Genomic DNA, 25,943 nt, shown 5'->3' on the forward strand with positions numbered 1-25,943 from the left:
AACTCTATGAGGTTTAATAAGCAGATCTTTACAATTCTTATTCTTTCTCTTTCACTGTCCCTCGCAGGGAGCGGGTGCATCTCAGAAGGTGAAGGAGCAGAGGACAATGTCGCACAGGAAATAACCGTGAATGAGTTTTCGAATATCAGGGAAAATCCGGTAACACCATGGAGCCCCGAACCTTCAGCACCTGTGATTGACCCCACCGCCTGTATTGACCCCCAGGCTTCAGTCATAGGAAAGGTGACAATAAGTGCCAACGTTATGGTTTCCCCCATGGCGTCTATTAGGAGTGACGAAGGAATGCCAATTTTCGTAGGAAACAGAAGCAATGTCCAGGACGGAGTTGTGCTTCATGCCCTTGAAACAATAAATGAAGAAGGCGAACCTATAGAAGACAACATTGTTGAAGTTGATGGCGAGAAATACGCGGTTTATATAGGAGATAATGTTTCACTTGCCCATCAAGCTCAGGTTCATGGTCCAGCATCGGTAGGCGATGATACCTTTATCGGTATGCAGGCTTTCGTATTCAAATCAAAGGTAGGGAACAACTGTGTACTTGAGCCGAAATCAGCAGCAATTGGCGTAACCATTCCTGATGGTAGGTATATCCCGGCAGGTACGGTTATCACTTCGCAGGCCGAAGCAGATAAGCTGCCAGAGGTTACCGATGATTACGCATACAGCCATACTAACGAAGCTGTAGTATATGTAAATGTCCACCTTGCCGAGGGTTATAACGAAATTTCATAATTACGATGACCTTGAAGCATAGAAGATCCAGATAAAAAATAAACCAATTAAAACGAAGAAAGCAAATTAGTTCAAATAAGGAAAATCAACTGGTAAAAATCAGGAATTTAATTAACCCGATGTTTACCCGGAATTCAGGTATCCTTCCTTTCCGGGTAAATTTCCCTTTTGCTTTCGGATTTCTTCTCCTGACTGACAAAAATAGAATCCGTCGGCTAATTCTCTTAGAATTAGATGTTTAATATATAAACTTAATTCTAAGTTAGGTTCAAGATGTATAATATGAACTAGGATTTCTATATATTATTTAACCAGATATTTATATTTGTAAAAGTAATTTTTTTAAGTTAACGGTGATAATTAATGAAAATAATGTGCAGATATCTATCTTCGTTTTTAACTCTTGTACTTCTTACCCTACCTGCAGGTGCAGAACCTATTGACGTATCCGGATACGGAAATTTTACTGGGGAACCGGGATGGAACATAACGCAGAATACTTCACATAACTATTTCTATTCTGATTCGGGTTTAGTTTGCGTTGCTACCGGAGAGGCAGAAGGCATTGGAGAAGAGGTTTATGCGGATAGCTTTGTAGAAAATATTACTTTTCTTACTGACAGCCCGGAATCGGAATTATTCCCTTCATGGACTGCCGATGGGAATAATATCATGTATATAGTTCACAGGGATGAAACCGGAAATAATGAATCGTATGTAATGAAATCAAATGGAAGCGAGATTGAGCGAACAGGAATAGGGGAAGGGAACCTTATTGGCTTTAACGATATAAATCCCAGTGGGACAGAACTGGTTATAACAAAATCAATTAATTCCCAGCAAGGGCTCTACCTAGTAAGTCTGGAAAACGGGACAGTAAGCCCTCTTGCAGATGATCCTGATAAATCTGAAGGCTGGGGGGCATGGTGTCGTCTGGGGCAGAAGATAGTATACACACAGAAATCGGGCAATTCCTCTTCCGAGCTATGGATAGTTGACCGGGATGGGAGCAATAGACACAGGCTTGGGACTTCTGAAAACGTTGGAACGGGAAAAGACTGGTGCCCTCTCGGGCTTAAGGTTCTGTACAGTGCTAGAAATTCAAAAGAAAAGCCTGATCTCTGGGTAATAGATTGGTATGGCACAAACCAGACTCAGCTTACAGACACCCCATATGGGGAGTGGAATCCTTCCTTCAGCCCTGATGGTAAAAAAATCATATATATCTCTGATGAAGGAGGTAAGCCTGAAATCTGGCTCCGGGATATTGAGGGAAACTACAGGACAAGACTTACAAATGATATTGGAATAGTTGATTCCATCCCCAGATGGAGCCCCGACGGCTCAAAAATCGTTTTTACAGTACATACTCTGCAAAATACTACGGGCAATTCCATAACAGGCGGTTCAGACTCCAATCTGGAGAATGCTTCAGATAATTTGATAACAAACAGCACGGAAATTGCTGTTATAAAGCTTGAAAACGCACCTGCAGTCTCTCCTTTGCCGGAAGTTACGAGTATCAAAATCGACTCTGTGAGTACAATCCTGGAAAGTGGGGCTATCAACATTTTCCATAACCATAAAAAATAAAGGGGGGGACTCAAGTGAAGGTTATATCTGGGTATCTTTTCCTGACTGCGGAGAGATTGATAAGGTGGAAGGAACAGGCAGCAGCGTAAAAAATTATCCCAAAGGAAGCCTGATCAAAAAGGATGTTGTGAAAAATCTAGGTTATATGCCTATTTCTTTAATTTTCCTTTTCTATACGTTTTGCTTTTATTCCATGCCTATTTTCCGTTTTCTGCCTTTCTTTCCTTTTTAATTTATCTTCATTTTAACTTTTGATACTTAACGTATAATTATTCGTCAAGCCCTTTTCTTCCGAAAATGTAATTCGCAACCCGAATGGCGTCTCTCTCTCCTGTTTCCTTTTCAGGGGAATCGCTCAGTTTTACAACAGGAATGCCGTCAATGCTGTGCAACTTTATCACCATGTTAAGAGGAGGGCTCTCCCGGAAGAAATCAGAGTTATTGGTAAGGCTTGTGCCAATCCCGAAACTGCAGTTAATTCTGCCTTCACAATATTTTTTAAGCAGGATTGCCATATCCGTATTAAGGGCATCACTGAAAACGATTGACTTTTTCATTGGGTCAATACCCATTTTCCGATAGTGTTCTATCACAGCATCCACAAAGTCATAAGGGTCTCCACTGTCGTGCCTGAAACCATCGTAAATTTTTGATAACCTCAGGTCCATGTCTTTAAAGAAAGCTTTTGAGCCAAATGTATCAGTTAATGCAATTCCCAGGTCACCGTTATAGACATCTATCCAGTTATCAAAAGCGAAACGGTTAGCATATCTTAACCCTACAAGCGCCGAAGTGCCCATAATCCACTCATGCCCGACTGTACCAATGGGTTTAAGGTTATATTTTTTTGCAAAATAGACATTGCTTGTTCCCATAAGGGTTTTTATGCCAGAGAGAGTTTTCATCACAAGGTCATGAAGTTCGGAACTTCTTCGCCTGCGGGTTCCAAATTCTGAAAAGAAGCAGTTGTTTTCTTCAAGGACTTTTCCCATCTCAAGGATCTTGCTCTCATAAGCAGCTAGAACGGATTCGGAAGTGCAGCCATTTTCGGAATCCCCTTTCCATGCTTTTTCAATGGTCGCGAAATAGAGTTCTGAAACCACAGCCATAAGTACGATCTCCCAGAGAATTGTGCTGTGCCAGGGGCCTTTTATGCGGATATCGAGATCTTTTTCTTCGGTAAGGCAGACTTTTACCTCATATGGCTTGAAGCGGAAATTTTTAAGATATTCAAGGTACATGGGTTTCAGGTAAGGGCAGTGCTCGGAAAGCCAGTTGTATTCTTCTTCCGTTAGCGCTAACTTCGGGAGCTCTTCGTTTATGACCCTCTTCAGTTCTTCTACGAATTCCGTAGAAAAGCGCTGGGTACCCCGGTTTGTAAACCGGTACTCGGCTTCTGCTTTAGGAAAAAGTTCAAGCACTGCAAGCTGCATGGTGAATTTATAAAGGTCGTTATCGAGTATGGATTGTATCACTGAAGGTCTTCCTGTAGCGTTTTAGATTATTTCTAAAGCAAACTTGTCTTTTTATTCACTTTTATTAAATTGAATTTTCAGCTGCAAATATATAACCACTTTATTTTTAAAATTTCTGACGCCCGGGTAGTGCCTTGAAATGAAGTAAAACTTTCTTTATTAAGCATGGGAAAGTGCGGATACTTCTTACCGCCAAATAAATAATTACCGGAAAAGCAGATACTTATTCCGGAGGTTAATTTTAAGACATAATTGCAGACTTCAAATAGGCTCTTGAAGCAATCTAAACCTGCCAGACAGGGCCGCTTTACCTGTTTTATTTTCAAAACCAGACAAGGTATATGTGTTGCAAGAAAAATCTTTCATCCGCAAGTTAAATATAAAAATTCGATCTGAAAACTAAATCTATAATATAAAACGCAAGATTTAAGCTGTAACACTAAACCCGGGGGAAATTCATATGAAAGCACTTGTATTCGGAGCCGATGGTTTTGAAGATCTTGAACTTTTCTACCCTTATCACCGCCTGAAAGAAGAAGGAATTACAACGCACGTAGCCTCAATGAAGAAGGGCCCGATAAAAGGAAAGCAGGGGTATGAGATCAACGCTGATGCCGCCTTTAAGGACATAAACCCTGCAGATTACGATATTCTCGTAATTTCCGGAGGAAAAGGCCCCGAAAAAATGAGGCTTGACGAGAGCGCTCTTGAGATTGCAAGGCATTTTTTCAAAGAAAACAAACCTGTTGCTGCAATCTGCCACGGCCCTCAGGTTCTTATCTCCGCAGGCGTCATAAAAGGCAGGAAAGCAACCTGCTGGATAGGCATAAGGGATGATATTATAGCTGCAGGAGCACTCTATGAGGACAAAGAGGTTGTCATAGACGGTAATTTTGTATCCTCAAGAAGCCCTGCTGACCTTCACGCCTTTGGAAGAGAAATGATTAAACTGCTGAAGTAAATGTCAAAGTGTTAAGATAAATGGAAAAGAGGTTTTGAGAGTCAAAGCTTTAATTCCAGAATTTTGTTTTAAATTTTACATTTTTGCTATCCTTCTATACCAAACCGTTGATCTGCAACCCTTTTACGAAAAGGCTTGACCGAAACTGTTGAACCGGTTTATCACCAACCGTTGCGCCGCTTGGCCACGCCGTTGCTCGGGGTTTTCGCTCAAGCCTTTTTTCAAAAGGCTTGTGATCAAACTTTTTCTTAAAAAACTCGGGAGGGGCAGTTATTATTTAAATACCGTGGGTTATATTGTACTATCAGGATGATAGACGAAGCGCTGAGGGTTTTTAAGGAGCTTGACTCAAAGGATTTCAGAATCCTTATTGGCATTGAAACCGGAATGAAGCATTTTGAATGGGTGCCAATTGAAGAGCTGAATAAGTACACCAGGCTGCCTTTTGAAAAGCTGGAGTACAGAATAAAGAAACTTGTCCGGAATAAGCTTGTGGTAAGGACTACCCAGCCATATGAAGGTTATCAGATATACTTCGAAGGGTACGATGCTCTTGCTCTCAATGCTTTTGTCAAAAGGAAAAGTATCAGTGCGATAGGGGATGAAATTGGAGTAGGAAAGGAATCAGTCATTTATGAAGCGATCCTGCCGCCCGAGCTTGCAATTGGAGAGCCTGTCCCGGTTGTGATCAAATTTCACAGAGAAGGCAGGACCAGTTTCAAACAGATAAAGAGGGTGCGTGAACATCTGGGAGACAGAGAGCATTTTTCCTGGATCTATGCAGCCCGGCTTGCCGCTCAGCGGGAGTACGACATCATGGTTATGCTGTATCCCAAAGTTTCAATCCCGAAGCCATTTGACCATAACAGGCATGCTGTAGTCATGGAACTTGCAAAGGGCAGCCTGCTCTCAAAAACGAAACTCCTTGACCCCGAATGGTACCTAGATGAAATCCTCAAGCAGGTGAAAATTACCTATTCCCTGGGAGTCATCCACGCCGATTTAAGTGAATATAATATCTTTGCTTCCGAAGATGGTGTCCAGCTTATCGACTGGCCACAGTATATCACTCTTGAACACCCTCACGCTGACGAAATCCTCGAAAGGGACGTTTCAAATATACTGACTCACTTCTCCCGGAAGTACGAAATTAAAAGAGAGCTTGATGAAACAATCCGGGAGATTAAGAACCAGGCAGCCAGGAGCGCAGAGGGCGAAGAAGGCGAAGAAATTAGGGGTCTTAGTACTGTGGAGAAGCTTGATCTTGAAGAAGCCCAGGAAGAAGAAGCCTTTGAAGAGGATATTTTTCAGGATGAGGATTTTGAAGTCGAAAATTTCGAAGCAGAAGAATTTGAAGCTGAGGAATTCGAGGCTGAGGAAACTGAAGCCGAGGAAACTGAAACAAAAGATTTAAAATAACAGGACTACGAGAAAGCTGCCTCAAAAACAACTGAGTTGACGCTTATATCCCCTGAGCTAATGACTCAGGGTTTTACGCCTCGCAATAAACCGATTTTGTTTTCATTAAAATTCAGATAAAAAAATAGATCTGAAGGCAGAGAATTCCAGAATGGGCAAATAGTAGAGAGTATAAGATTCCGACTATTTTTGTCTTCTGAGGAAGCGTGAAAATAACTTTAGGAATCAGATAAATAAATAGATTTATATAATAAAAACAAGTACAGTTAAATATATATTCTACAAAAAATAAAATATAGACGCTCATGCAAAAAAGGATTATCTATGGGATTGATATTGCCCGGGGCTCTTCCAGGGCAAGGGAACTTCCCAGATATGCACTTGCTATCCTAAAAGATGGTGAAGTTTCCCATCAAAGTATGCTCCGTCGCCAGAAGATCTTTAACATGATCCAGAAAGAAAGGCCGGAGATAATAGCTGTTGATAATATTTTCGAGCTTGCAGCCGATAGGAATGAGCTTCTTTCTCTTATGGAACGACTGCCTGAGGGAGTTAAACTTGTTCAGGTCACAGGTGGGCTGCATCCTGAACCGCTTGTCAGGCTTGCACGAAAACATGGTTTTTCTTTTGATCCCGAAAACCCGAATGAAGAAGCTGAAGCATGTGCCCGCCTTGCGGACATGGGAGTTGGGCATGAGGTTTCCCTTTTTGAAGACATCACAAAGATTAAAGTCAGCAGAGCCCGTTCCCTGGGAAGGGGAGGCTGGAGCCAGAATCGGTACCGTAGGAAGGTACACGGAGCTGTGCTGCAAAGGAGTAGAGAAATTGAAAATACCCTGAGAGATCTATCCAGGGAAAAAGGCATCAGGTTCGAAGCCGTAAATGTAAAAGGCTTCGGAGGCTATGTCAGGTCTGAATTCACTGTTTATGCAAAACGCGGAGAGATACCGATACACCCAATGGCAAGCAATGATGCTCAGGTAAGCGTAAGAAGCGTTGAACGCGATAAAATCCGGTATGTTCCTCTTAAACCGAAGAACTCGAGGCGTAAATTTACAATCGTGGGAATTGACCCCGGAACAACCGTAGGAATAGCCATCCTCTCACTTGACGGAGACCTTCTCTACTTGAAAAGCTTCAGAGGAATAGCACCTGATGAGGTGGTCAAACTTATTGCAGAATATGGAAAACCTGCAGTCATTGCCAGTGATGTAACTCCTATGCCGAGCTCGGTTGAGAAAATTAGAAGGAGTTTCAATGCTGTGCCTGCAAGTCCTGGGATCGAAGTTTCTGCCGAAGAAAAAATTGCACTTGGGAAGACCTTTGGCTACTCCAATGACCATGAAAGAGATGCACTGACTGCGGCTCTCCTTACTTACAGGAGTTACAAGAATATCTTTACCCGAATTGAAAAGAAAGCTCCGCAGAATGCCGATATCGAGCTGATAAAATTCCACGTAATCCATGGAATTCCAATAGAGGCTGCAATTGAAAAAGTCCAGGCTTCAGGTGAGCCTGAGAAATCAAAGCCAAAAGAGCGTGCTGAAAAGCCAGAGGACAGGGCAATTGATGAAACCCTCCTGAAAATGAGGGAAACTATCCAGCGGCAGAGCGAGCAGATTCAGAACCTGCAGGAATACCTTGAGGAATTAAAAGAAGAACTGATCGCAAAAGACAGGAAAATCTCAAAACTTGAATCAAGGTTGAATAGCTTCAAAAAGGAAGCCTACAGCGAAATCCGGAAATCAAAAGAAATCCAGAACCGGGATGAGATCATTGAAAGCTTGAAAAAAGAAGTAAGCAAAAAAAGCAAAACTATAAAAGAGCTGCGGCGCAGAAGTAACAAACTGCGTAAAATCCAGAAGATGGAAGTACGTGGAGAAGGTACGGCTGTCAAAGTTATTGCCGCTTTTACTAAGGAATCAATTGCCGAAACAAAGGAAAAATATGGGCTTAAGGCAGGCGACGTCGTTTTCCTGGAAACCCCAAGCGGAGGCGGGGCTGCAACAGCCCAGATTCTTGTAGAAGCCGGAGTCCGTGCCGTACTTATCCCTGAGGACATTTCGCACGCAGCCAACGAGACCTTCTTCAAAGGGGACGTGCCGGTTTTAAAAGACATTCCGTTAGAAAGGGCCGAAGATTTTGCAATGGCTGATCCCGAAACTCTAAAAGCCGCAATCGCAGCCTGGGAAAAAGAAGCCGACGCAAAACGGCACAAAGCCAAACAGGACGAACTGCAAAGCCTCTTTGAAGAATATAAAAGTGAAAGGCGCAGGGGCCTTGTTTAGAGAGCCTCCTTTTAACCTCCAAGCCGTTAACCTAAAGCTGTTGTGCCGAAACCGTTGCGCCGGTTTATCACCAAGCGTTGCGCCGTTTGATCACGCTGTTTTAATTAAAGCATGGTTTTTGATCAAATTTTTTTCTAAAAAGTTTGTGATCAAACATATTTACGGCACCTTTTTTAAGTAATAAATTCTATCTGGGTCAACATGCCATATCCCGTAAAAAAGCCAGCTGAAGAACCTGACCATGCCCCGATTAAAGAGCATTTCCAGCTCAGGGAAACCATAGTTACTATTGCGGCTGATGACCAGGCTCATATCGAAGCTGCAAAAGAAGCGATCCGCATCCACAGGGCAGCCCTTGAGACTTACATTCTTTCCGATCCTTATTTTCGGCTTACTCTTGAGCCCTATGAATGCCCGAAAAATGCTCCTGAGATTGTAAAGAGAATGGTAAAAGCCGGAAACACTATGGGAATAGGTCCTATGAGTGCGGTTGCAGGTACGATTTCGGCGCTTGCAGTGGAAGCTATGGTTAATGCAGGAGCTAGGTACGCAATTGTTGATAATGGCGGAGATATTGCACTTATTAACGACAGGCCTGTTGTGGTAGGGATCTATGCTGGACAATCCGCTATTAAAAATCTAGGTCTGATATTCGAGCCCCGACACTCGATTACAGGCGTATGCACTTCAGCCGGTACAGTTGGGCCCTCGATAAACTTTGGGATGGCGGATGCAGCGGCTGTGTTCTCGGACGACGTTTCCCTGGCAGATGCGGCTGCAACTGCTCTTGGAAATGAGGTGGGCATAGGCAAGGAATCCGTAGAGGCTTCTTTCAGAGCTGTGAAGGGAATTCCGGGAATAAGAGGGGCACTTGTGATTCAGGGAGAATACATTGGCATGTGGGGTCAGTTACCAGAAATTACAAGGGCTGATATTAGGTATGAACATATAACTAAAGCGTAAGTATTTTTAAAACAGGATACTCACATGAAATTTATCACGGCTTTTATATATTCAAAGCACTTTTTATTAGCTATGCATGTAGTAAAATGGCCTTTTAACTTGATTCTGCATGAAGCCAGGGCAAAAAACTAATACAATATCAGATTTATTTTTAAATAAATATTAAAATTATAAAGTATACCGACCCTGTTTTTGTACATATTCTAGGGAATATTCTGCTAATTTACCCTTTCTGCTATTTACTAGATATATCAGAAAAACTGTCTCATCTCAAAAACTAAATTACATACTAGCAATTAAATAAATATTTAAAGGTTATCATTAATTGTGGGGAAAGATATAGAATGAGTGAAAAACTGAGAAGATCCGGTATTGATATCATTGGAGATCTGCCCTGGGGAGCACATTTTTGTCAATTCTATCGGACAAAGGATGATTTGACGGAAGTACTTATTCCCTATTTTAAAGCAGGACTGGAGAGTAATGAACTTTGCCTGTGGATCACAGCATATCCGCTGCGTGCTGAAGAAGCAGAAGAAGCCTTAAGGAAAGCTGTCCCTGACTTTGATGTTTATCTCAAAAATGGCCAGATATAAATTATTCCCTACACTTACTGGTATGTAAAAGAAAATATTCTTGACTCGGAGAGAGCTTTAAATGGCTGGATTGAAAAACTCAGTCAAGCCCAGGAAAATGGCTATGAAGGAGTGAGATTTAGCTGGAGCTTTTCCTGGCTAAAAAAGGAGGATTGGGGAAATTTTGTTAATTATGAGAGAAAAGCGAATGATGTTGTTAGCAACTACCGTATAATATCTTTATGTACCTATTCTCTTGATGCACACGATGTAACAGAAGCCTTAGATATTGCCACAAACCACCAGTTCAGTCTGGTTAAAAAGGAAGGAAAATGGGAGCAGGTAGATAACTCCGGGAGGAAAAATCTCAACTGGCATAAAAGAATCGAGAAGACTCCTCCCCAGAACAAGCAGAGTATCAGGTTGAAGCCGGCAAATATGCTCTCACATGATAGGGAGACGATAAACCTGGAGTTTGCCGATATTATTGATATCCAGGCTATACAGTCTCTTATGGAGGATTTCTATAAGCTTGCTCACATTCCCATCAGTCTGAACGATCTCAAAGGCAATGTTCTGGTAAGTGTCGGATGGCAGGACATCTGCACGAAATTCCACAGAGTTCATTCTGAAACCTGCAAGCACTGCACGGAAAGCGACACAAAACTGTCTTCAGGAGTTTTTCCTGGCGAGTTTAAGATGTACAAGTGCAAGAACAACATGTGGGATATAGTGACTCCCATTATGGTAGGCGACCAGCATGTCGGTTATATCTTCTCAGGGCAATTCTTTTTTGAGGACGAGCCTCTTGACTATGAACTTTTCCGATCTCAGGCCAGAAAATACGGCTTCAATGAGGAAGAATACCTTGCAGCGCTTGAGAAAGTCCCACGGTTGAGCAGGGAAGCCGTGAACACAGGCATGTCCTTCCTCATGACGTTTGCCAATATGATCTCGCAGCTAAGCTATAACAATATAAAGCTAGCCAAATTGCTGGCTGAACGCAGTAAACTTGTTGACGCACTGCAGGAGAGTGAGAAACGTGAGCGGACTCGCTCAGATGAGCTGTCAGTATTACTGGATACTGTCCCTGTAGCTGTGTATATTACACACGATCCCCAGGCACTTAAGATAACTGGCAACCGGCTCTCATATGAGTGGTTACGGATTCCTGTGGGTACAAATTTCTCCAAGTCCGCTCCTGAAGGAGAGAGACCCGAGATGTTTAAGCTATTCAAGAATGGGGTGGAGATCCAACCAGAAAAAATGCCGTCGCAGATGGCAGCTACAGGCATAGAGGTAGACAACTGCGAGCTGGATATCGTATCTTCTGACGGCAAAACACGGCACGTATTGGGCAATGCCAGGCCTCTGCGTGACGAACAGGGAAACCTGCGCGGATCAATTTCTGCATTTATAGATATTACAGAACGTAAAAAAGCAGAAGAAGCACTGGTTAGAAGTGAGAACGAGTTCCGAACGCTGGCTGAGAATTCCCCTGACGTGATTGCTCGCTATGATAGACAAAAGCGCTACATATATGTTAATCCTGCTGCTGCAGAACCTGTTGGTTACCTTCCGGAAGAAATCATGGGAAAAACCAGCAGTGAACTGGGAATGGACCCTGAGATAGTAAAGTTCTGGGAAAAGCATATTGAAAATGTTTTCATTACAGGTAAACCTGAAGAAATCGAATCCCGATATAAATCACCTGATGGAAAAAAATATTATTTTAATACCAGAATAGTACCCGAGTTTATTGACGGTGAGGTGATATCAGCTCTTGCTATCTCACGGGATATTACAGATATAAAAAAAGCAGAGATCGGGTTGAAAGAAACACTTGATAATCTGGAAAAATTAGTTGAAAAAAGGACTGAAGAACTTGAGAAAGCTTATATTTCGTTAAAAGAAAGTGAAAAAGGTCTTGCTGAAGCTCAAATGATGGCTCATATAGGAAGCTGGGAATGGAATATTAAGACTGATAAAGCATACTGGTCTGAGGAGATGTATCGTATATTCGGGCGAGATCCTAAAAAACTGGCACCGTCTTATAATGAGTATCTAAGTTATATACATCCCGATGATCGAGATTATGTGGATAATACCCTTAAAGAAGCCGTAAGTTCAAGACTTCACGGTATTGAGTACAGGATTGCCCAGGACAACGGAGAAGAAAGGATAGTCCAGACTCAGTCTGAAGTTATTTTCGATGAAAAAAATACTCCCATTAAAGTAAAAGGAATAGTTCAGGATATTACTGAACGCAAAAAAGCCGAAAAAGCTCTTTTAAGCCTTGAAATTGCCCGCAAAAAGGAGATTCATCACAGGATTAAAAATAACCTGCAGGTGATCTCTTCTCTCCTGGATCTTCAGGCTGAAAATCTCAGTAACAGGAAATGCGTTGAAGAATCTGATGTCCTTAACGCTTTTCAGGAAAGTCAGGACAGAATAATGTCTATTGCCCTGATTCATGAAGAGTTGCATGAAGGTGGAGGAGACAATACACTGTATTTTTCACAGTATCTTGAAAAGCTCGTTGAGAATCTTTTCCAGACATACAGCCTTGGGAATGCCGATATTAACTTAAAGATGGATCTTGAAGACAATATCTTCTTTGACATGGATATTGCTGTCCCACTGGGAATAATTGTCAATGAGCTTGTCTCTAATTCGTTAAAATATGCATTTCCAGACAGGAATAGAGGAGAAATTCGGATTATATTATTCAAAGAAGAAAAAGCCGAAAATTCAGCAGATAATAATGATAAAGAAATTACTGGAAAAGGTGCAGAGTATACCCTGATTATCTCAGATAACGGAGTGGGCATTCCTGAAGAGATTTGTTTGGAAAATTCGGATACTCTTGGTCTACAACTTGTAAATATTCTTGTAGATCAGTTAAACGGTGAAATCGAGTTAAAAAGGAATAATGGTACGGAATTTGACATAAAAATAAAGGTATAGAAATGATAAGTGTTTTTCTATTACTTTGCAATCCCGAATGATCTTCTCAGCGCCTGGCAGCTATAGAATTTAAAAGGCTAAGTCTAAGAAAGCTGTACTGTAGTTCCAAAATAGATTTATGTTATTCGTACAGTAATTTACAGATAGAGAAAAAAATACAGATAACATTGACAAGGGATGAGCCTGGCATGGGATCAGTAGAAAAAGGTGAAACTTTGAAAGCTCTGGTTATTATAGATATGACTAACGATTTTGTCTATGACACATACGATTATGAAGGGACGTTATATGAGGGAAAACTTGTAGCCCCGATGGGAAAAGCGATCGTTGACAATATAGCCAAGCTGGTAATAAAAGTAGTAAAAGGGGGAACAGTCAGCGTCTTCAGGCTTCCGAAAGATCATGCCAGCGCCTTTATGAATCCCGAACTCGAACTGAAAATTGCAGAGCTTGGAATCAATGAAGTCTTCATAACAGGTCTGGTTGAGGAAGTCTGCATATACATTAACAGCATGGGTTTCCTTGAAAGGGGTTTTAAAACAAATATCGTAAAAGGGTGTACAGCACCTTTCAATAAAGAAAAAGGGAGAGAAGCCTTCAGGGAACTTACGGAATGCGGTGCAAAAATGGTTGATGATATTCCGGACGACATAAAAGTTATACTGCTTCTCGAAGACGAGCACGACGAAAACTCTGAAGAAATAAAATCAGGAGCCTGGCCGCCCCATAATATGAAAGGGACACCAGGTGCCCTGACCGTGAAAACGATCAGGGACGCACTTGAGGAAAGGATATAAGAGCAATAAAGCCCTTACTGGCTTCTTCTCATTTCTCTTTATACTTTTTCTTCGTATCCGAGTTACCATTTCTTTAAATATAATTTTTTCAGGCTTACTCTTCCTCTGCCAGTTTATGCAATTCCTGAATCCTTGATTCCACGACGTCCATGGCATCTTCAAAAAGTTGCCTGTTGATTTCGATCCCGAAGTGTTTCCTGAGTTTTGCTTCAGGAGGCATTGTGGAACCTGCCGAAAGGTACGCTATATAGTTTTTATTGAAAGTTTCGGGATCTTTCCTGTACTGTTTGAAGAGAGCGAGGGTTATTGCCTTCGAAACTGCGTAATTGAAGGTATAGTAGTTGCTTGTCAGGTAAATATGGTTGATGTAGGTCCATTCCGCAGAATCTTCAGGGTAATACTCAACTGAAGGGCTCCTGTACTCTTTTGATAGGCTCGTCCAGATGGCATTGAGTTCTGCTCCGGTTATGTTTTCTTTTTCTACACACAGCTTATGCGCTTTATATTCGAATTCCGTGATTAGCGGCTGCCTGGTGAAGAAATTCTGGTAATCGTCGATTTGCTGGGAAAGCACGGCAATTGCGGTAGCCCTGTCCGAAGTTTCGACAACGTGATCAACAAAAAGTTCTTCGTTAAAAGTGGAAGGGATCTCCATCTCGTAGATCGTGCCTGAGCAGTAAAGGTAGTCTACGGAATTGCTCATTAGATAGAAATTAACAGCATGTCCCAGCTCATGTATCAGAGTTTTCTGGTCTCTTAAAAGGCCATCGTAGTTCATAAAGATAAGGGGCGGAGCTTTCAGGGCGCATGAGTTGGTACAGTAGCTTCCTGGCTGTTTTCCGTGTTCAGGGTCAGGATATACGTCTATGAAGCTGCCAGTTACCATTTTTAAGAAGATTTCTTTAAAGCTCGGATCCATCCTCGAATAGGATTTCTGAACTTCTTTTAAGGCATCTATGTAAGCATACTTTTTCCCGGGTTGATCTGTCAGTTGCAGCATAAGATCGTACGGTTTTAGCACATCAACCCCTAGTTTTTTCCTCCTGAATTCGTTATAGTCCTCAAATACCCCTTTTCTCTGCTTGAAAACTGCGTTCATGTCATCAATCTGAGCATGGGTAAGATAGGAGTTATACAGGGTATTATCATAGAAGTCCGCGTATTTAAGCTCCCTTGCAACAAGATCGTCAAGCCGGGATTTTCTTGAATAAAGGGCTGCCATGGAATCTGACTCGTTTATCAGGTGGTAGAACCTCTTGTCATAACACCTTCTCCTGTTTTCCCGGCTCGGGTCGGTTGAAAGTAGGGTATTGTAAGACTGAGAATTGATGGAAAATTTCTCTCCGTTCTCAAGTGTTATTTCTCCTGCCTTTGTGACTTTGTTCGTTATTTGCGAAAGAGCTTCTGTCTCAAGTTTCATGCGCTGGTTTTCGAGTTCAGCGAGATACATAGCCTGAGACTCATTCACTGGCCTGTGTTCTGCAAACCTAATATAGCTGGCTTCAAGATAAGCCCTGTAGAATTCAAGTCCGGGCTCTTCGGAAAAGAGCCTGTCCCATTCCTCCTTCCCGAGCGAGGTCAATTTTACAGCTGAAAAGGCTATAGCTTTCCTGTATTCGGTAAACAGATCCTGAATACCCCTTACCAGGGAAATAAAAAACGGCTCGTTCACGTTTTTACTGAGCTGAGTATGTGCGTAGGTGTACAGAATCTCCAGCGATTTTGAATACTCCTTTTCACTTTCCAGAAAATCAAGTAAATCAGACCCCGACAGCTTTTCAAATTTTGGACGGAAAGTTTCGTTTATCTCTTGTGGTTTCTTTTTCAGTCTCTCAAGCTCTTTCGAAGCATCTTCCCTGCTGCTAAAAAGGTATGTATCATTCCATTCCGTCGTAACCTCATCGGGATTAAGCTCCTCTGATGCAGATTTCTCGCTTGTGATTTCAGAAGATCTTTCTGTCGTTTCCGAAGCCCTGCCTTCCGGAAAAACTGCAAAGGACAGCAATGCTCCGAGAGCGAGGGACCCTTTTAATTTTCCTGAGGATATAAGCCTTTTAACTGAATTCATAAAAAAGCTACCCCTGCTATAATATAGAAAAACTATTTATTATATTCAATTATTAGCATTGATATGATTTATTGCATGCTAATAGAGCAATTTGAATTTTTAATCAATTGCAGGATTGTGAGAGTTAACGGAATGAATATCCTTTAGAGTGTATTAACAGGTTCACTCAGGATAAAACCCTTTCCTCATAATTTATTACACTCTCGATTTGCTTTTCCGGCGGCATCATTTCTTCAGGGATTTTCTTTGGATCGGACTGGATACGAACTATACGCTGCGGTAAAGGAACTTCTATACCATAATCCTCCAGAGTCTTTTTTATATTCCATAGGACTCTGGTTTTTATTCCGAACCATTCACTCACAGGCGCCCAGATCCTGACAGTAAGATTTACCGAGCTGTCCCCAAAATCACTTACGAAAATCGAAGGAGGGGGATTCAGGAGAGCAAAAGGCTCTTTGTCGATAAGGTCTTTGATGAGAAAGATTGCGGTATCTGCGTCGTCACTGTAGCGGATCCTTATTGTATATTCAAACCGCCTGACAGGATGCCCGACAATATTTGTGATATTTGTGGTAAAGACCTGCTGGTTGGGCAGGCGGACAAGGAGCCCGTCATAAGTCCTTATAATTGTTGAAATTATACGAATATCGGTTACATAGCCTGAAATTCCGCTTATCTCAACCTGGTCTCCAATCTTTATTGGCCTCTCGACCATAAGGAAAAACCCCGAGATCAGGTTTCCCACAATGTTCTGGCTTGCAAAACCGAGAATGATACCTGTGACTCCTCCCGCAACCAGAAGAGCTGAGGGATTAATTCCTATTAGAGATAGATTAGAAAGAAATACAATAGTAAGCATACCGTAGTAAAAGATCTTAATTATAGTCTCACACATATCCTTACTGACTCTATCTTTGAGAGACCTGCGCAGGTAAAGCGAGAGAATTTTGGCAATGAGTGTTGAAAAAGAAAGAATTAGAATAAACTTTAGCACCGATCCCAGAGTTACGGTACCGTCTGAAATAGGCAGGCTGATATCAAGAAAATCGAGATCCGTAATCAAAAGCCCCACCCCATGTAAAACTTGGGAGGTACAAAACCAAGTTTCTGAAGACTATAGACCCCGAAAGCTTCTTTTCTGGCTTTAAAATCTCTTAGAGGGCTGCTTTTTAGCTCCCCACTAATATGCTGCAATTCAAAACTAGTTTCAGCCGTGTTCCTGTTGAGAATATCCATACGTGCCCGCATGAAAGCATCACCATCACTCCCATAATAAAGTTTCATACCATATGCACTGAAAACCGCCTTTGAGATGGACGCCCAATCCGAGGAGGTATTTCGAAGGGTCAATTCCATAATTCCCTCCTGTAGAGAATTGGGGGAAGGAGAAATTGAATATATCTTGCTTTTCCAGTGCTTACAGAGAACTCCATTTGAAACCTCCCCATAAAGGGTAAATTTCTGTCTCGCCAGTGTCATCACATCCAGAAGCTGAATATTCCTGTCTCCCTTATCCGAGATAAAAACGCCTATCTCTATCGGGAAAGTAAGGAAAATTCTTCTTTTTGCTCCTCCTGCAAGAAGCAGGGTTTTTTCAAACTCAATAAGCAGGTTTGGAGTAATTTCTTTAGGTGTATTCAGGGGTTCCACCGGATTTATTATCAGGCGTTTTCCATCCGCAAGGATAATCTTCTCTACTTTATCGGTTCCAAGCGTCCTTCTGTATATCCAGTGCTCTCCGTCGTTTTCCACAGAGATCGAAATCCCTTCCTGCTCTACTGAGAACGGGGGTTTATAATAACCGTACATAATAATCCGGAATTAAAATTTTGATAATTTCCTGAATCTCTTAATATAGACTTATAACATTATAAAAATTTTTATAGATAAACCCTTTCCTGGATAATGAGGGGAAAAGCAAAGAGGAAAAAGCAGGCAGGAAGCAGAAAAGAAGAAAAACGCCTGATAAGAAACAAAGGAAGAAGGTCTGCTGGGAGAGAAAACTATGAAGGCACGAAAAAGAACAAAAGAGAAAAGCAGTATACCTGGAAAAAAGAAAGTCAAACCCATTTCCTTTTTTTAAAATAAAGAAACATACTGACTCCCAGAATAGTCATTCCAAACATTACTGCCGGATAACCCCATCGCCATTCAAGTTCAGGCATGTATTTGAAATTCATGCCATAAACGCCTGCTATGAAAGTGAGGGGAATGAAAATCGTTGCTATAACGGTCAGAACCTTCATGATGTCGTTCATCCTGTAGCTTACACTGGAAAGGTAGATATCTACCATTGAAGATAGAATATCCCGGAAATCCTCGACTGAATCAATTACCTGGATTGTATGGTCATAAACATCTCTCAGGTAAATGCGGGTAGTCTCTTTGATAAGATCTGACTCGATCCTCTGCAAGCCATTTATCATCTCTCGGAGGGGCCAGACTGCTTTACGGAGAGTAATCATATCCCTTTTATATTTCTGGATAGTCTTGAGAGTTTCAGGCCTTGGCTGTATTACCAGCCCTTCTTCAAGATCTTCGATTTCGTCCCCGAAGTACTCAAGTATCGAAAAGTAATTATCGACAACTGTATCAATTAGGCTGTAGGCAAGATAATCCACCCCGGTTTTTCGCAGGCGGGAAGCCGGATTTACAAATCTTTCCCGCACAGGATCAAAAGCATCCCAATGCCTTTCCTGAAAAGAGAGGATATAATTGGGTCCAATGATGATGCTTACCTGATCTAGAATGATCGCTTTCTTTTCCTTATCAAGGAGCATCATTTTTAAAACCGTATAAATATACGATCCGTAATCTTCAGTCTTAGGTCGCTGCCCTGTGTTGAGCACATCTTCGAGGGTAAGGGGATGGATATTGAAATAACTCCCGAGCTTTTCTATAATGTCTATTCTGTCCAGCCCATCCACATTTATCCATAAATTGAGATGGGGCAGGTTCTTAAACTCCATGCATTCCTCAATGGTCTCCAGCTCTCGTTCTATAAGCTTATCACTGTTATAAGCCAGGACCCGGATTTCTACCTTTTCGACCTTCTTTTCTCCCACATGGACAAGTGTTCCAGGTGCAAGTCCGGTTTTTGACCCTCTTCTTTTAAAAGACCCCATGCGTGTTTCTCTGCCCCACATTCTAATAAAATAGATTATTCATTAATTAAAACTTCATTGATTTAAGCTTGTGCACAACTTTTTACTCGAACAACTTTTATACTTTTGAGTTATTCTGTCTTATTTTTAATGCAACAGAATTTTCAACTTGAAATAAATTTTTTATATGCCTGCAGATAAATATATGTATTATATATTTAATAGAATAATATATTAAATATATACAGATCTTTTCCAATAATTGGGGAATTTGGAAAGATCATCAGTTCTAGAACTGCAGCATGGGGTGGTTAATATGGTTGAAACAGAAATTATGGATAGCTTATACAGCATGATAGATCAATTCATAGCATTTATTCCGACATTAGTAGCCATAATTCTTTTAATTATAATAGGAACAATATTGGGGAAATTCCTTGGAAGGATTGGCGCAAAGATACTGGATAGAATAGGACTGGATGAACTCATTGACAGAACTGTTATAGGTGGGATGTTAAGAAGGGCACAGATGAGTACAGTCGCCTTTTTTGATGCAGTTATCCGGTGGTTTATTTATATCATCTTTGCCATAATCATTCTGGATCTTCTGAATATTGACGTTGTGAATGATTTCGTCAATCTTGTAATATACTACATCCCGCTTATTATCTCGGCTATTGTTGTCCTGCTCATAGGATTGCTGATTGTGGATTTTGTCAGCGATTTGCTCGAGAAGCTGCTTATATCGGCTGGAGTAGACGAGAAATTTGAGCAGACCCCTATTGGAGCCTCTCTCAGATCTGGAGGGCTGACAGTCTCAAAGGTAATAGCTGGAATAGTCAGGATATTCGGATACCTGATTTTCCTTACCGCCGCGTTTGATATCCTGCAACAGACCATGATTACCGATCTGCTGAGAGATATTACTCTGTACCTGCCACGTGTCCTTGTGGGTATCCTGATCCTTGTAATAGGGATTCTTGCTATTGATATAGTGATGGACTACCTGAGCAATACTGTCAGAGGCATGAATATAGAAGGAGCAGATATAATTATTCCGCTCCTGAGGGGCTTCCTGCTTCTCATTGTGATTCTGGTTGCCCTGGACACCATGCTAATTGATACCACCATAGTATACATATTCTTCAGGCCGCTGGCATGGGGAGTTGCAATCGTGGTCGCATTCAAGTATGGAGTTAAAGATGCGCTTATTGCCTATGCGAGAGAAAGGAAGTAACCCTTCCTTTTATTAATTTTTGAGCTCTTCTTTTTGCATCCTGATTGTATCAATACAGATTAGTCAATACAGACGAAAACAATCCTAATTGACCGAATTTGTTTTGACTGATCAGTCCTATCAAGGATAAAACCACAACTGCAATCCATTATAGAGAGAATAATATATAAATAAAGCAATATTTATCAGATAGTCGACTGTTTTCTAACATTATTTATCTGATAATCAACTTCTTTCTAACATTGGCAGACTATTTTTTAGATGCTATTCTAAAATAATAATTATATATTTAAGATTCATTCTTTTACAGCTGAGATTTTTCAATTGATCACTAATTAATTTTGGCCAGCATAGAAGAGGACAGAAAAGAATAATGTCTTTATATCCTGAAACATGAATAAAAGAACTCTTCTTGTAGGCGATATCGAATAAAGAAACCAGAGCCATAAAAAGGATCTGAAAGATTCTTCAAATTATAAGAGCTCAAATAAATTTTATAAAATCCGCATTATTCATTATAAAATAATATTAATAAGAAAATACAAGTACTTTTTGTATGATATATAAATTTGGAAATCATACATATTCACATAAAATAAATCTTTAAGCAGACCAAAATGGGGATACAGCTCTAACGTGAGGGATTGTTGTCTGCTAAAAGGATATAAGCGGGGGAATCTGGAATTAGATCAGGATTAAATCTTGTAGTTTATACTTTAATTCTTTTACTACTGGTAGGTGCAGCTGCCTGCACCGCTTCTGCGCAAGACGGCGAAGCAACAATTACGACGAATCTGACAGGAAATATATCGAGAGGAGCAACCGTACTGTATAATGACACAGTAAATCTAACTGAAGGTAACTTTACCTTCACACCGGAAAACTCTACCCAATCCTATCAGGTAGACAACTTTACGGATATTGGGGCTCTCAATGCGACAGGACTCCGGTATAATGTGTCCTTGATACAAGATGAGAATATGACTAATGTATCCGTATTGGAGGGCATAGAAGGCATAAGGAACAATTTTACGACCGGAGAAATCTGGTTTGTATATATAAACGGGGAACTTGCTGAAGAAAATTTTGGGATGAACCCGGTAGCTGATGGGGACAACCTGAGCTTCTGGTACACTGTTGAAGAAGATGGAGAAGCCGCTATCGAGAATGCAACCTACGTGGCAAGCATCACAGTTGCCAGGGAAGAAGGCATTAGAGAAGAAGAAGGCATGGAGACGCAGCCTGAGCTTGAACAAAACCTGACTGAATTGTATAACGATACTGTAAATCTCACTCAGGGAACCTTCATGTTCATGCCGGAAAACTCTACCCGGACCTACCAAGTGAATAACCTCACAGACCTCGGAGCTCTCAATGCGACAGGACTTAACTTCACTGCCTCGGTAATGCAGAATATGACCGACGCTCAAGCCGGAAATATGACTGGAGTCCAGACAGGAGACGTGACCCAGACTCAGGCTGCAAATCTGACAACTGGAACCCAGACTGCAAACCTGACCCAGACTCAAACTGGAACCATTATCCAGACACCGACCGAAACTATGACCGAAGATATAAACGTAACTCAAGAACTCATGCTTCAGAGCATAGAGGGCATAAGAAACAATAACACAACCGGGGAGATGTGGTTCACTTACATCGACGGAGTGCTGGCTAACAGAAGTCTCGGAATGAATAACATAACCAATGGAACCAATATCAGTTTCTGGTACACAACTGAGCAGAATAGAGAAGCCGAAATTGACAATGCAACCTATGTTGCCAATGTTACGGTTGCTGTAGAAGAAGGCATGGAGCTGGGAGAAAATCAGACCGGAGGCAATCAGACTGGAGATAATCAGACCACAAATCAGACTGTCGTTCAGGTAGCACAAAATCAGACGAACTTAACTACTTTTGTAAATGTTGTGCAGACTGCAAACATGACACAGACCCTGAACACAGAGAACTATACGGTCTTTGCCCCGAGCAATGAAGCTTTCAATAAATTGCCAGCAGCAGCTCGCAATGAGCTTATGGACAATACGAGTCTGCAAAGGGAAGTTCTCTCCTACCATACCGTGAGTGGAAAACTTACCAGCGAGCAGCTTACCAGTATGAATAATGTCACCAACATTGGAGGAAATGTACTGCAGATCAATGTTGTGCAGAATAATATAATGATACAAAATGTGAATATTACACAGATAATCAATGCAGATAATGGAGTCATCTGTGTAATTGATAATGTGCTCATTCCTCCAGACAGTGGAATAGGAGACAACCAGACAGGCGATAACCAGACTGGAGGCATTCCCGATGTTAACCAGAACGGAGGAAACCAGACAGGAATCTGGCACTTCTTCTCGATTCCGTTTGAAGCCAATAATACAAGCGTGGACCACCTGCTTTCGGGAGTAAACTATAACTCTCTGACATATTACAACGCTTCAAGCAAACGCTTTGAGAATGTTTCAAGAATCGAGCCACTGAAGGCATACTGGATTAATGTTCCCAATGGAACCCAGTTCAATGCTTCCCAACAGTTCGCCTCGGTTGAAAAGAAACTTGTTACGGTTCCGCCAAGCCTGAGAGTCTACCCTGGCTGGAATGCACTTGGCTCACCTATAAACGTTACTGTCCCTGCAGAAGTTGCATTCATAACTCTCGACAGCCTGAATGACAGCTCGAACAATAATTCGAATATCAGCTCGTTTGTAAAAGTTGTCGGACCCTGGGTGCCACGCAATAATACAACAGGCTATTATCAGTATGTCGGTTACAATGGCTTTAATGGAACGATAACTGAGAATCAGCTTGGGACTGATGAGTTCGAGGTCAGACCTTTCGAAGGATACTGGGTGTTTGTGGATCAGCAGGATCTGTATGCTTGAGGAGGTTGAATAAGCAGGACAAGACATCAGGGGGCTCAACTGAGTAAAATATAAAGAGATTTAATAAGAGACCATAATAGGAAACAACAATAGAAAATTGAGAAAAATAACCTGAAAAAGCCTAAGAAGGAGGTTTTTGATTATGGAACTTCCTTCTTTGGGCTAATGGATATTTCTGAGGGTTTCCAGCTTAAATATTTTATAATTTCTTTGTTTTAATTCACTACACTTTCAGCCGGAAAAAGCTTTCTTTGCAAACCCACTTTTTTACTGTTTTGATCTTTTTTAAATCAATATTTATTTAAAGCTTCTTGTCAATCACTCAGGGCATGGAAACCCCCGAACCCCCTTCCTCTTTCGCAGAAAATATGTCCTATTTTGATAGAGGACTGGAGCAGGCATTTGCCTGGTTTTCTGATAACCTTGGTACTTTTTTGTACATATTTTTTATTGGCCTGGTTACTATTCTTGTCGCAAGGAATGTAAACCGCCTTCTGGACAGCTATTTCAAAAGTGCAAAAAGCAGGCTGCATATAGACACTACATCTTTCCGAATGTTCAGGCATATTGTGGTCGCATTAATCTATTTTATGGGAATCGTTGTTGTTGTTCTCAGCATTCCCGGCCTTCGAAGCCTTTCGGTTGCTCTCTTCACAGGGGCAGGAATTGCCGGCATTGTCATCGGTCTTGCGGCTCAGAACACACTGAGCAATATAATAGCAGGGCTTTCCCTTGCCATTTTTCAACCTTTCAGGGTCGGAGACCGGCTGAATATTATGAATGAGTATGGGAAGGTTGCGGACCTTAACCTCAGGCATACTGTAATCATAACCTGGGACAACAGGCGGCTCATAATCCCTAACTCTAGAATCAGCAATGAAGCAATAATTAACTGGACTATAGAAGACCCTGCAGTGATCTGGCCAATAGACATAAGAATTAGCTATAATGCCGACATTGACCAGGCAAGAAAAATCATGATCGAAGAAGCCAGAAAACATCCCAATGTTATGCCCCCGCATGAAGTTAAGTATAACGTGGTGAGACCCAGCTTAATCAAGTCCGAGACCCTTAGAATAGGACTCTTTGACTCCCCTGTACTCCACCCCGTAGACCCGGATTTCAGGGAGAGGGGAGAAGTTAAAGTAAGAGTTGTCGAACTGGGGGAGTATTCCGTAAATCTCCGCATGAATGTCTGGTTCAAAGATAGGAGTGTTGCGTACAGTTCAGGCTGCGAAATCCTGGAAGCTATTAAAAAACGCTTTGATAAGGAAGGCATAGAAATTCCATATCCACACAGGACTATTGTGTATAAAACCGATTTTAAGAAGGAAAAAGAGGCTGTCGAAAAATTATCCCATCCAGAGGGGGATAAAATCGATTGTATGGTTAAAGCCGATTAAATTATACTGACGACCAAGTAAGCAATAAACCGGTGGCAAGAAAAGCAAATGAGAGATCAATGGCGAAAGGAGCAGTAAGAAGTTGGTTGATGAAAGGTTAAAAGGGGATTTCACAATTCCCTTTCATCAATTACTCTTTTTGTCTTTTTCATGCTGCGGGGAAGTTCCCCTATCTTTACACCCACAACGTCTACGGTTACACCTATGAAGTCTTTGAAGGCTTTACCTAGAACTTTTTCGGTTTTTTGCTTTATTGAAGGGTCTTCTGCATCTTCGATCTCGACCCTGAAGGTCATGTTATCCCGGCCGTTTTTGCGTGTAAGCAAGATCTGGTATTCACTGCTAACGCCCGGAACTCTATGGATAACATCTTCGACCTGGCCAGGGTAAATATTTACAGCCTTAAACTTTATGCGGTCATCCGACCTTCCTAGAATCCTGTCAATTCTCGGGAAAGGGCAGCCGCATTTACAGACACCTGGAATAATCCGGGTCAGGTCTCTTGTCCTGTAACGAATGAGAGGAGCCCCATCTTTTGTAAGGGTTGTAATTACAAGTTCTCCAAGCGTGCCTTCAGGAAGCTGCTCGCCTGTAATAGGATCAATTATCTCAAAGAGCAGGTGATCGGACCAGTAGTGCATGCCTTCATGGAATGAGCAATCAAGAGCAATGCCCGGCCCGTAGATCTCAGTCAGCCCGTAGATATCGAAAGTCTCTATCCCGAGTTCATTTTCGATGCGGCTGCGCATTTTTTCGCTCCAGCGTTCCGAACCTATAATCCCTGTCCTTAACTGGATTTTACCCTTAAGCCCGCGCTTTTCAATTTCTTCGGCGAGCAAAAGAGCATAAGAAGAGGTGCTTGCAAGAGCTGTTGATTTCAGGTCAATAAGCATTTCAAGCTGCTTCTCGGTATTCCCGGGACCCGTTGGGATAGCCATTGCTCCCAGGCGTTCAGCTCCAAGCTGGAACCCTATCCCTGCAGTCCAGAGTCCGTATCCTGGGGTGATCTGAATCCGGTCCAGGTTGGAAAGCCCTGCCAGCATGTAGCAGCGCATCATCATTTCAGCCCAGACATCCACATCTTTGCGGGTATAAGGGATGATTACAGGTTTACCTGTGGTCCCTGAAGAGGAGTGGATCCTTACGACTTCGGCTTCAGGTACTGCTTTCAGCCCGAGAGGATAAGCATCCCTGAGTTCCTCTTTATACGTGAAGGGCAGAAGTTTCAGGTCTTCGAGTGCCTTTATTTTTTCGATATCGATATTTGCTTCCCTGAACTTTTTCTGATAAAATGGACTGCTTTCAACTGCGCGCTTAAGCAGTGCCTTTAATTTTGCAAAAGTATCTTCTTCCGAAATATTGGGATTATAAAGCTGAACATTGGGATCAAGTTCAGCGTCAATGGATGCTTCATACATAAAATTTCACCTTCTGTTCCCC

The 25,943-nt window shown here is 41.7% G+C and carries 17 protein-coding genes and 1 pseudogene; 12 read left to right on the top strand and 6 right to left on the bottom strand.

Going from position 1 to position 25,943, the window contains the following annotated elements; all coding sequences use genetic code 11:
* The first annotated feature begins 6 nt into the window (after window positions 1-6).
* Window positions 7-756 (top strand): carbonic anhydrase, encoded by a 750-nt coding sequence (locus tag AOB57_RS13570; RefSeq protein WP_054298150.1) that lies wholly within the window; start codon window positions 7-9, stop codon window positions 754-756.
* Between the two features lie 363 nt (window positions 757-1,119).
* A complete protein-coding gene (locus tag AOB57_RS13575) occupies window positions 1,120-2,349 on the top strand; it encodes a TolB family protein (protein WP_054298151.1) in 1,230 nt (409 codons plus the stop codon).
* Window positions 2,350-2,618: 269 nt separating this feature from the next.
* On the opposite strand, the gene pncB is transcribed toward AOB57_RS13575, so the two are convergent.
* Window positions 2,619-3,824, bottom strand: coding sequence for a nicotinate phosphoribosyltransferase (pncB, locus tag AOB57_RS13580; RefSeq protein ID WP_054298153.1), 1,206 nt, complete (start codon window positions 3,822-3,824; stop codon window positions 2,619-2,621).
* A gap of 460 nt (window positions 3,825-4,284) precedes the next feature.
* Here pncB and AOB57_RS13585 point away from each other — a divergent pair, with 460 nt between their 5' ends.
* The 7 genes and pseudogenes from AOB57_RS13585 to AOB57_RS13615 all read left to right on the top strand — a co-directional run bounded on the left by AOB57_RS13585 (window position 4,285) and on the right by AOB57_RS13615 (window position 13,794).
* Window positions 4,285-4,785 carry a type 1 glutamine amidotransferase domain-containing protein gene (locus AOB57_RS13585; protein WP_054298154.1) on the top strand — a complete coding sequence of 167 codons (501 nt, stop codon included), beginning with the start codon at window positions 4,285-4,287 and terminating at the stop codon, window positions 4,783-4,785.
* Window positions 4,786-5,094: 309 nt separating this feature from the next.
* Window positions 5,095-6,204 (top strand): serine/threonine-protein kinase RIO2, encoded by a 1,110-nt coding sequence (locus tag AOB57_RS13590; RefSeq protein WP_054298155.1) that lies wholly within the window; start codon window positions 5,095-5,097, stop codon window positions 6,202-6,204.
* 305 nt (window positions 6,205-6,509) lie between these two features.
* Window positions 6,510-8,492, top strand: a complete 1,983-nt coding sequence (locus AOB57_RS13595; RefSeq protein ID WP_054298156.1) for a DUF460 domain-containing protein — start codon at window positions 6,510-6,512, stop codon at window positions 8,490-8,492.
* 201 nt (window positions 8,493-8,693) lie between these two features.
* Window positions 8,694-9,455 (top strand): UPF0280 family protein, encoded by a 762-nt coding sequence (locus AOB57_RS13600; RefSeq protein WP_054298158.1) that lies wholly within the window; start codon window positions 8,694-8,696, stop codon window positions 9,453-9,455.
* Between the two features lie 344 nt (window positions 9,456-9,799).
* Window positions 9,800-10,324, top strand: a pseudogene (locus tag AOB57_RS14720) (MEDS domain-containing protein); the annotation flags it as partial.
* Between the two features lie 144 nt (window positions 10,325-10,468).
* Entirely contained in the window at window positions 10,469-12,997 is a 2,529-nt protein-coding gene (locus tag AOB57_RS13610) for a PocR ligand-binding domain-containing protein (protein WP_167829684.1), read from the top strand.
* Window positions 12,998-13,164: 167 nt separating this feature from the next.
* Window positions 13,165-13,794 (top strand): cysteine hydrolase family protein, encoded by a 630-nt coding sequence (locus AOB57_RS13615; protein WP_226999530.1) that lies wholly within the window; start codon window positions 13,165-13,167, stop codon window positions 13,792-13,794.
* A 94-nt stretch (window positions 13,795-13,888) separates the two neighbouring features.
* On the opposite strand, the gene AOB57_RS13620 is transcribed toward AOB57_RS13615, so the two are convergent.
* The 4 genes from AOB57_RS13620 to corA form a co-directional block, all read right to left on the bottom strand.
* The gene (locus tag AOB57_RS13620; protein WP_082384098.1) at window positions 13,889-15,862 is read right to left on the bottom strand and encodes a M3 family oligoendopeptidase; all 1,974 of its coding nucleotides are present in this window, start codon (window positions 15,860-15,862) and stop codon (window positions 13,889-13,891) included.
* Between the two features lie 166 nt (window positions 15,863-16,028).
* The gene (locus tag AOB57_RS13625; protein ID WP_054298161.1) at window positions 16,029-16,937 is read right to left on the bottom strand and encodes a mechanosensitive ion channel family protein; all 909 of its coding nucleotides are present in this window, start codon (window positions 16,935-16,937) and stop codon (window positions 16,029-16,031) included.
* Window positions 16,925-17,674, bottom strand: a complete 750-nt coding sequence (locus tag AOB57_RS13630) for a DUF432 domain-containing protein (RefSeq protein ID WP_054298162.1) — start codon at window positions 17,672-17,674, stop codon at window positions 16,925-16,927. The genes AOB57_RS13625 and AOB57_RS13630 overlap by 13 nt, the downstream gene beginning before the upstream one ends.
* A 251-nt stretch (window positions 17,675-17,925) precedes the next feature.
* Window positions 17,926-19,011, bottom strand: coding sequence for a magnesium/cobalt transporter CorA (corA, locus tag AOB57_RS13635; protein ID WP_226999531.1), 1,086 nt, complete (start codon window positions 19,009-19,011; stop codon window positions 17,926-17,928).
* Window positions 19,012-19,285: 274 nt separating this feature from the next.
* On the opposite strand from corA, the gene AOB57_RS13640 reads away from it, so the two are divergent.
* From AOB57_RS13640 to AOB57_RS13650, 3 genes are all read left to right on the top strand, one after another.
* Window positions 19,286-20,206, top strand: coding sequence for a mechanosensitive ion channel family protein (locus tag AOB57_RS13640; RefSeq protein WP_054298165.1), 921 nt, complete (start codon window positions 19,286-19,288; stop codon window positions 20,204-20,206).
* Between the two features lie 980 nt (window positions 20,207-21,186).
* The gene (locus AOB57_RS13645; protein WP_054298166.1) at window positions 21,187-23,100 is read left to right on the top strand and encodes a fasciclin domain-containing protein; all 1,914 of its coding nucleotides are present in this window, start codon (window positions 21,187-21,189) and stop codon (window positions 23,098-23,100) included.
* 329 nt (window positions 23,101-23,429) lie between these two features.
* Window positions 23,430-24,503 (top strand): mechanosensitive ion channel family protein, encoded by a 1,074-nt coding sequence (locus tag AOB57_RS13650; protein WP_054298167.1) that lies wholly within the window; start codon window positions 23,430-23,432, stop codon window positions 24,501-24,503.
* A gap of 110 nt (window positions 24,504-24,613) precedes the next feature.
* Here AOB57_RS13650 and AOB57_RS13655 read toward each other — a convergent pair whose 3' ends face one another.
* A complete protein-coding gene (locus AOB57_RS13655; protein WP_054298168.1) occupies window positions 24,614-25,921 on the bottom strand; it encodes a phenylacetate--CoA ligase family protein in 1,308 nt (435 codons plus the stop codon).
* Window positions 25,922-25,943 lie beyond the last annotated feature (22 nt).

The organism is Methanosarcina flavescens, from assembly GCF_001304615.2.
GTDB classification, from domain to species: Archaea; Halobacteriota; Methanosarcinia; order Methanosarcinales; family Methanosarcinaceae; genus Methanosarcina; species Methanosarcina flavescens.

Excerpts from the sequence above, each read along its gene's own strand:
- corA (WP_226999531.1), bottom strand. The coding sequence starts at position 19,011 with ATGTGGGGCAGAGAAACACGCATGGGGTCTTTTAAAAGAAGAGGGTCA.
- AOB57_RS13570 (WP_054298150.1), top strand. The coding sequence starts at position 7 with ATGAGGTTTAATAAGCAGATCTTTACAATTCTTATTCTTTCTCTTTCA.
- AOB57_RS13595 (WP_054298156.1), top strand. The coding sequence starts at position 6,510 with ATGCAAAAAAGGATTATCTATGGGATTGATATTGCCCGGGGCTCTTCC.
- AOB57_RS13585 (WP_054298154.1), top strand. The coding sequence starts at position 4,285 with ATGAAAGCACTTGTATTCGGAGCCGATGGTTTTGAAGATCTTGAACTT.
- AOB57_RS13645 (WP_054298166.1), top strand. The coding sequence starts at position 21,187 with ATGACTAATGTATCCGTATTGGAGGGCATAGAAGGCATAAGGAACAAT.
- AOB57_RS13630 (WP_054298162.1), bottom strand. The coding sequence starts at position 17,674 with ATGTACGGTTATTATAAACCCCCGTTCTCAGTAGAGCAGGAAGGGATT.
- AOB57_RS13650 (WP_054298167.1), top strand. The coding sequence starts at position 23,430 with ATGGAAACCCCCGAACCCCCTTCCTCTTTCGCAGAAAATATGTCCTAT.
- AOB57_RS13620 (WP_082384098.1), bottom strand. The coding sequence starts at position 15,862 with ATGAATTCAGTTAAAAGGCTTATATCCTCAGGAAAATTAAAAGGGTCC.
- AOB57_RS13590 (WP_054298155.1), top strand. The coding sequence starts at position 5,095 with ATGATAGACGAAGCGCTGAGGGTTTTTAAGGAGCTTGACTCAAAGGAT.
- AOB57_RS13610 (WP_167829684.1), top strand. The coding sequence starts at position 10,469 with ATGCTCTCACATGATAGGGAGACGATAAACCTGGAGTTTGCCGATATT.
- AOB57_RS13575 (WP_054298151.1), top strand. The coding sequence starts at position 1,120 with ATGAAAATAATGTGCAGATATCTATCTTCGTTTTTAACTCTTGTACTT.
- AOB57_RS13655 (WP_054298168.1), bottom strand. The coding sequence starts at position 25,921 with ATGTATGAAGCATCCATTGACGCTGAACTTGATCCCAATGTTCAGCTT.
- AOB57_RS13600 (WP_054298158.1), top strand. The coding sequence starts at position 8,694 with ATGCCATATCCCGTAAAAAAGCCAGCTGAAGAACCTGACCATGCCCCG.
- AOB57_RS13640 (WP_054298165.1), top strand. The coding sequence starts at position 19,286 with ATGGTTGAAACAGAAATTATGGATAGCTTATACAGCATGATAGATCAA.